At 56.3% G+C, this 1,082-nt stretch carries 2 protein-coding genes; both read right to left on the bottom strand.

Annotated elements, in window-relative coordinates:
• Positions 1 to 119: 119 nt before the first annotated feature.
• Positions 120 to 782 carry a PEP-CTERM sorting domain-containing protein gene (locus ABJK56_RS06695; protein ID WP_347243891.1) on the bottom strand — a complete coding sequence of 221 codons (663 nt, stop codon included), beginning with the start codon at positions 780 to 782 and terminating at the stop codon, positions 120 to 122.
• Positions 783 to 804: 22 nt separating this feature from the next.
• Positions 805 to 1,082 (bottom strand): hypothetical protein (locus ABJK56_RS06690; RefSeq protein ID WP_347243890.1); only part of this gene is annotated, 278 nt, incomplete at its 5' end.

Below are 1,082 nucleotides of genomic sequence, written 5' to 3'. Positions count from 1 at the left end.
ACAGTATGAACCAGCAGCAAACACCTCGCAAGGTGCGGATGGTTTGACGGTTACCAATAATCGTCAGCGAGATTCTCTGGAGTCCAAAGGGTTCGAACGCGGGTTGCTCTCAGCAGGAATCACATCCGCATTGCCTCGCGTGCGCCCAATCCCCACTTCCACTTCCTTCGCTTCAGCACAATAGCTCCAAGTCCTCCAACTCCTCCGCTTAATGCTAGCATCGAAGATGGTTCAGGAATCATGGTCAGGGTGAACTTGAACTTGTAACCTGTCAGCCCGTCTGTCGTGCCGTAGTATGGGAGAATCAAAGACGGTGGGGCTGTCCACACCGTGCCGACCGCCGGTCCATCCAAGATGCCGGTTGGCTTTCGCACCAGTTCCATCCGAGCGAGTACCGACGGGTCACGATTCGCCGGATCGTACCAGAACCAGCCTGTTCCCACATCTCCATACCACGGGCCGCCTGGAGCGGCCCAGATATACACCCACCACGTCTTGCTTTCGCACGGAACAAGCGGCGCTCGCCAATCAGCGCCGTAGAACCCAGTCGGCCCGTCCCAACCATCAACACCGTTGACGTGATATGAACCGACGTACCAGCTATTGCCCGCTGGCAGGAGCAGGAGGTCATTGGAATCGTAGAAATCCAGAGCGCCTGGCTTTGTGCCGAAGACAGCGCGGGTATCTCCCACGCACCCCCAGCTCGAAACCCCGGAAACTGCACCAAACGAGGTCTGTCCGATGCAGAACACTGCTCCGAGAATGGCGACTGTCCTAAGCATTGTCAACTCTCCTTTCGTCTCATCAGTTCTTACTCTGTCTGAATGCAAACAATGTACCCCTGCCGTCACCCCTGCCGTAGTCACTGCGGGATACCACGTATATCCACTTGTAGCCGGACTGGGCAGCGTAAGAGATAGCAGGTGACGAGCACACGAAGTTGTTCGCGGAGGTGCTGTACTGGTAGGTCGTGGGGTTGTACGTCGTGTCTAGGTATGCCAGTTCAGTCAGATCATCCTTGTCAAGGCCATAGAGCATTCCGTTGTCGTTCCCAACAACGCCGTACCCAGCAGGTGTGAGGG

Origin of the sequence: Thermogutta sp. (assembly GCF_039793925.1) — a bacterium.
Lineage (GTDB): Bacteria > Planctomycetota > Planctomycetia > Pirellulales > Thermoguttaceae > Thermogutta.
Note: the sequence above shows the minus strand (reverse complement) of the source record. Positions and strands in the feature narration are given on the sequence as shown.

Coding starts and splice junctions, on each gene's coding strand:
- ABJK56_RS06695 (WP_347243891.1), bottom strand. CDS start 782: ATGCTTAGGACAGTCGCCATTCTCGGAGCAGTGTTCTGCATCGGACAG.